This window comes from Streptomyces chilikensis (genome assembly GCF_001642695.1).
Classification (GTDB): Bacteria; Actinomycetota; Actinomycetes; order Streptomycetales; family Streptomycetaceae; genus Streptomyces; species Streptomyces chilikensis.
In genome coordinates this window covers 1-5,280 of record NZ_LWCC02000141.1, presented here as the reverse complement: position 1 = coordinate 5,280, position 5,280 = coordinate 1, and the positions used below count along the sequence as shown (strand labels likewise).

General features: G+C 76.8%; 6 protein-coding genes. 3 read left to right on the top strand and 3 right to left on the bottom strand.

From position 1 onward, the window contains the following. Positions 1-62 precede the first annotated feature (62 nt). Together A2U95_RS27355 and cutA are read right to left on the bottom strand one after the other, a co-directional pair. The gene (locus A2U95_RS27355) at positions 63-491 is read right to left on the bottom strand and encodes a gamma-glutamylcyclotransferase family protein (RefSeq protein ID WP_166027898.1); all 429 of its coding nucleotides are present in this window, start codon (positions 489-491) and stop codon (positions 63-65) included. Then, positions 488-862, bottom strand: coding sequence for a divalent-cation tolerance protein CutA (gene cutA, locus A2U95_RS27350; protein WP_166027896.1), 375 nt, complete (start codon positions 860-862; stop codon positions 488-490). Before cutA ends, A2U95_RS27355 begins: the two co-directional genes overlap by 4 nt. A 619-nt stretch (positions 863-1,481) precedes the next feature. On the opposite strand from cutA, the gene A2U95_RS27345 reads away from it, so the two are divergent. Beyond that, entirely contained in the window at positions 1,482-2,732 is a 1,251-nt protein-coding gene (locus A2U95_RS27345) for a saccharopine dehydrogenase family protein (RefSeq protein ID WP_166027894.1), read from the top strand. A 31-nt stretch (positions 2,733-2,763) separates the two neighbouring features. Here A2U95_RS27345 and A2U95_RS27340 read toward each other — a convergent pair whose 3' ends face one another. After that, positions 2,764-3,552: a sulfite exporter TauE/SafE family protein gene (locus tag A2U95_RS27340; protein WP_166027892.1), complete on the bottom strand. Its 789-nt coding sequence runs from the start codon at positions 3,550-3,552 to the stop codon at positions 2,764-2,766. Between the two features lie 117 nt (positions 3,553-3,669). Between A2U95_RS27340 and A2U95_RS27335 the strand changes: the two genes are divergently transcribed. Next, entirely contained in the window at positions 3,670-4,347 is a 678-nt protein-coding gene (locus A2U95_RS27335) for a VOC family protein (protein WP_166027890.1), read from the top strand. Then, a complete protein-coding gene (locus A2U95_RS33600; RefSeq protein ID WP_338104496.1) occupies positions 4,344-5,204 on the top strand; it encodes a GNAT family N-acetyltransferase in 861 nt (286 codons plus the stop codon). The genes A2U95_RS27335 and A2U95_RS33600 overlap by 4 nt, the downstream gene beginning before the upstream one ends. Positions 5,205-5,280 lie beyond the last annotated feature (76 nt).

Sequence of the window (5,280 nt, the reverse complement as noted above, 5' to 3'; positions counted from 1 at the left end):
CGACGCGGCCGACGCGGCCGACGCGGCCGACGCGGCCGGCGGGGCCGGCGGGGCCGGCGCGGTCAGCGGGCGAACCAGTCCCCGCCCGTGACGATCCGCGCCTCGGCGCGCAGCCGGGCCGCCATGCGCGGGGCGGCCAGGTAGACCCATGCGGTGACCCGCGCCCCGTCGAAGGTGCGGGTGACCTCGCGGACCGCCCGCAGGTAGAGGCCGGCCGGGTCACCGGGCCGGTAGTCCTCGAGCCGGTCCAGCGCGGCCAGCACCTGGTCGTAGCCGTCCTCGCGCAGGGTCATCAGCTCGCCCCGGACCACCCCGCCCTCGGCGTCCTCCAGCGCGTACGGGTAGCCGGGCCCGTGGTGGAGCACCGCGCCGCGCAGGGTGGCGGGCTCCTCGGCGGTGGTGCGGCCGAGGAGGAAGCCGGGGTGGTGGCGCCCGCCGGGACGCAGCGTGCCGTAGACGAAGACCGGGAGCCGTTCGGTCCGCCCGCTCACTCCGGCGTCCCCGTCGCCCGTGCCGTCCCGGTCCCCTCGGCCCCGTCCGTCGCCGGTGCCGTCTCCTCCTCGATCCACCGCAGGTACCGCGCGTCGCCGCGCACCACGGGCGTGGCGACGATCTCCGGCGTCTCGTAGTCGTGCGCGGCGCGCAGGTGCGCTTCCAGGGCGTCGTACCGGGCGGCGGTCGTCTTGAACAGCACCTGCCACTCCGGAGCGGTCTCCACCTCACCCCTCCAGCGGTACACCGAGGTCACCGGCCCGGCGATCTGCGCGCAGGCGGCGACCCGCGCCTCCACGGCGCCGCGCGCCAGCGCCTGCGCCCGCTCCGGGGAGCCGGTGGTGGTGAGCACGGTGAGCCAGTCGGCCATGGTCCTCTTCCCTCCGCGTAGGTCCGCCGCGCCCCGCCCGGCCCGGGGCGGGTCCGCTGTCGCCGCGCTGTCGGTGCGCACCGGGTCCGGCGCGGGCCCGCCGCCGGTCCGGTGGTGATCCGCCGCGGGTCGGCCCCGGCCCGCGGTGGGCCGGCGGTGTCCCGGGGCGGTCACGCCGGTCGGCCCATTGTGCGTCACTCGTTCGGCCGCCCGCCCGAGGCGCCCCGCACGGGCCCGGTGCCGACCGCGTGAGCTGGGGAAACGCCGGCGGCGGCACGGCGGGCGGGGGCCGCCCCGACGTCCCCTCGGCAAGCGCTCCGGCGCGCTTGCGGCTTACCTCGTCAGTGCAGGGGCGCGGGAGTCGGCGGCACTCCCGCATCGCCGGGCGAGGGCGACGGGACTGCCGGGCACCTCCGCTGTCCGTCGCCAACTACCGCGCGCCCCTCCCCCTCCGGGGCGCGACGCCCCTCACCCCCGGAGGGGGCCGCACACCCGCCGGCCGCCTGCCGACCGCGTCCCGGGGGTGTCCGAGGACCGCCGTGCCGTGGAAAACTCCGTGGACCGGCACCCATCAGGACCTGCCGCGGCCGAGGGCGGGCGAGGAAACGGAGCGCACCCGATGAGCGGGCGAGAGTTCGACCTGGTGCTGTTCGGCGCCACCGGCTTCGTGGGGGCGCTCACCGCCGGGTACCTGGCCCGGGCCGCCCCCGCCGGCACCCGGATCGCCCTGGCGGGCCGTTCGTCCGGGAAGCTGGACGCCCTCCTGCGGACGCTCGGCGACGGCGCCGCCGGGTGGCGGACGATCGTCGCGGACGCGGGCAGTCCCGCCGACATGGCGGCGATGGCGGAACGGACCACGGTCGTCGTGACCACGGTCGGCCCCTACGCCCGGTACGGCCTGCCGCTGGCCGAGGCCTGCGCCGGGGCCGGGACCCACTACGCCGACCTGACCGGGGAGCCGCTGTTCGTGCGCGAGTGCGTCGACCGGTTCCACGACGTCGCCGCCCGTTCCGGCGCGAAGATCGTCAACTCGTGCGGGTTCGACTCGGTCCCCTCCGACCTGAACGCCTACCTGCTCCATCGCAGGCTGGCCGACGACGACGCCGGCCTGATGACCGACACCACGCTCGTGGCGGCCCTCAAGGGCGGCATGAGCGGCGGCACCGTCGACTCCGGCATCACGCAGATGGAGGCCGTCGCCACCGACCGGTCCCTGGGACGGGTGGTCGCCGACCCCTACGCCCTCAGCCCCGACCGGGGGCGCGAGCCCGACCTCGGGGCCCAGAAGGACCACGCGCTGCGCCGGGCCGGCACCGTGGACCCCGGCCTGTCCGGCTGGGTGACCACCTTCGTCATGGCCTCCCACAACACGAAGATCGTGCGCCGCAGCACGGCACTGCTGGACTGGGCGTACGGCCGCGACTTCCGCTACCGCGAGGTCATGTACACCGGGAGGTCCCCGGCGGCCCCGGCCGTGGCGGCGGGTGTCGCCGTGGCGCTGGCGGCGTTCCAGGCCCTGGGGCCCCTCGTCGCCCGCGGCCCCGGCCTGCGGCTGCTGCGCCGCGTCGCCCCGGCGCCCGGCACCGGGCCCGACGAGCGGTCGCGCGCGAACGGGCACTTCACCATGACGACGTTCACCCGCAGCACCACCGGCGCCCGCTACCGCGCCGTGTTCGCCGCGAAGGGCGACCCCGGTTACCAGGCCACGGCGGTGATGCTGGGCGAGAGCGGACTCGCGCTCGCCCTCGACGGCGAACGGCTCCCCGCCGCCGCCGGCGTCCTCACCCCGGCCACCGCCATGGCCGACGCCCTCACCGGGCGGCTCCGCGCGGCGGGGTTCACCATCACCACCGAGCGGGCCGGCGCCTGAGCCGGCGGGCGGCCGCCGGGTGTCGTGTCCGCTAGGCCGACCACTGGTCGTACGCCATCTTGGCGACCAGCGAGAACACGACGGTGAGCAGCACCACGCGGACGAAGCCGCTGCCGCGCTTGAGGGCGGTGCGGGCTCCGAGGGTGCCGCCGATCAGGTTGAAGACGGCCATCAGCGCGGCCAGCTGCCAGAAGACGGTGCCCTTCCAGGCGAACATCGCCAGCGCGCCGGCGTTGGTGCAGCAATTGACGATCTTCGCGGTGGCGGAGGCGCGGACCAGGTCGAGGTGGAGCAGCGCGGTGAGCGCCAGCACCAGGAAGGTGCCGGTGCCGGGCCCTATGAGACCGTCGTAGAACCCGATGCCGACGCCGCCGAGTCCGACGGCGGCCAGCACCCGCCGCGGGGAGACCGGCTCGGTGGAGGGCGCCTGGCCGAACGACGGGCGCAGGATGACGAACGCGCCGACGGCCAGCAGCACCACCATCACGATCGGCTTCAGCACGTCGGTGCTGAGCCCGGCCGCCACCAGCGCACCGCCGCTCGACCCGGCGAGGGCGGCGAGTCCGATCTTCACGGCGGTGCCGATGTCCACCGGGGTGCGGCGGGCGTAGGTGATCGCGGCGCCCGTGGTCCCGACGATGGCCACGGCCTTGTTGGTCCCCAGCGCGTACTGCGCGGCGTGCGCGCCGCCGGCCGGGAGGCCGAGCAGCAGGGCGGGCAGCAGCAGGAGCCCGCCACCGCCGACCACCGCGTCTATCCAGCCGGCGGCGAGGGCGGCGACGCAGAGGACGACCAGGACGGTCAGCGGTATGTCGGGCATGATCGTCACCCTACGAAGGAGGCACGTGTACCGTCCACGGACTTGAGTGGCTTCTGAGCTTGGGCGGCTTCCGAGCTTGTGGTCTCTCCGCGTCCGGTCCGCCGATAGCGTGGCGGCATGACGGACGTGACGACTGTGGAGTGGATCCGCCCGGCCGCCTTCCACGCGGCCGAAGGGCTGGAGGACTGGCGGGTGCTGGGCGAAGGGGCCTGCGCGTACTTCCGCACCGGGTCCTTCGCGGCCGGCGCCGGGCTGGTGGCGGCGCTCGCCGAGCTGCCCGGCACCGGGGACGGCTGCCCGGACGTGGACGTGCGCGAGGACGGGGTGACCGTGCGGCTGATATCCGCCGCCGCCGAGCACTACGGCCTGATCCGCGCGCACGTGGAGATGGCGCGGCAGGTCTCCGGGGCCGCGCGGTCGCTGGGACTGACCGCGGACCCGTCGGCCCTGCGGGGTGTGCAGGTCACGCTGGACGCGCTGGACATGAGGGCGGTGACGGAGTTCTGGCGGGCGCTGCTCGGCTACGAGTACCGCGCCGGGAGCCCGGAGGACCTGGTCGACCCGCGGCGCCGGGGCGCGGCCTTCTACTTCCAGCAGCTGGACGCCGCGCGCTCGCAGCGCAACACCGTGCACGTGGACGTGTGGGTGCCGCACGACGTCGCCGGGGCGCGGGTCGCGGCCGCGCTGGCGGCGGGCGGCCGGCTGGTCAGCGACGCGGACGCGCCGTCCCTGTGGATCCTCGCCGACCCGGAGGGCAACGAGGCGTGCGTCGGGGCCGCGGGCGTGCCGGGGTGAGGCTCCGTGGCCGCACCGACGCCGACCTGCCCGCCTGCGCGGAGCTGCTGCGCGCGGTGCACGAGCGGGACGGCTACCCGCTCGACCGGCCCGCCGACCCCGCCGCCTGGCTCACCCCGCCGTCCCTGCGGTCCGCGTGGGTGGCGGAGCGCGACGGGACGGTCGTGGGGCACGCCGCGCTCTGCCTCCCCGGCGCGGACGACGTGGCGCCCGGCCGGTTCGGGGACGACGGGCTCGCGCGGACGGCGGTGGTCAACCGTCTGTTCGTCTCCCCCGCCGCCCGGGGCCTGGGGGTGGGCGCGGCCCTGCTGGGCCGCCTCACGGAGGAGGCCGCCGCGGCCGGGCTGCACCCGGTACTCGACGTCGTCGCCACCGACACGGCGGCCGTCGCCCTCTACGAACGCCTCGGCTGGCGCCACCTGGGCGACGCCGTCCGGTGGTGGGGTCCGGACCGGGCGGTGACCCTGCGGTGCTACGCGGCGCCCCCTTCGCGCCGGTTCCCGGCCCGTCCGGTCCGGGGCGTGCGCGTGCGGCACGTGAAGCAGAACTGCGCTCCGCAGTTCGCGGACATCGAGGTGGACTTCGAGCCCGCGGCCGAGGGCTTCGTCTTCGAGACCGGCCCGGGGCTGACGGTGGCGTACGAACCCGCCGACGACCTGCCGCGCTTCTTCGCGGCGGCCGCCGCGGGGATCGAGGAGCAGCTGAACCTGCCCGAGCACGCGGTGGTGGTCGCCGCCCGGGTCGTGCTGCGGCGGGCCCAGGCCCACGCGTTCGGCTCCCACGAGCGGGCCTTCCGCTTCGCGGGCCACCTCGCCGCCCGCGAGGCCCTCCGACGCGCCGGCCACGCGGTGCCTTGAGCGCGGTCGGCCCTCCCGGCACCGCCGCCCCGCGGCGCCGACCGCCGTCACCCGCCGTGCGGCGGCGCCCGGCGTG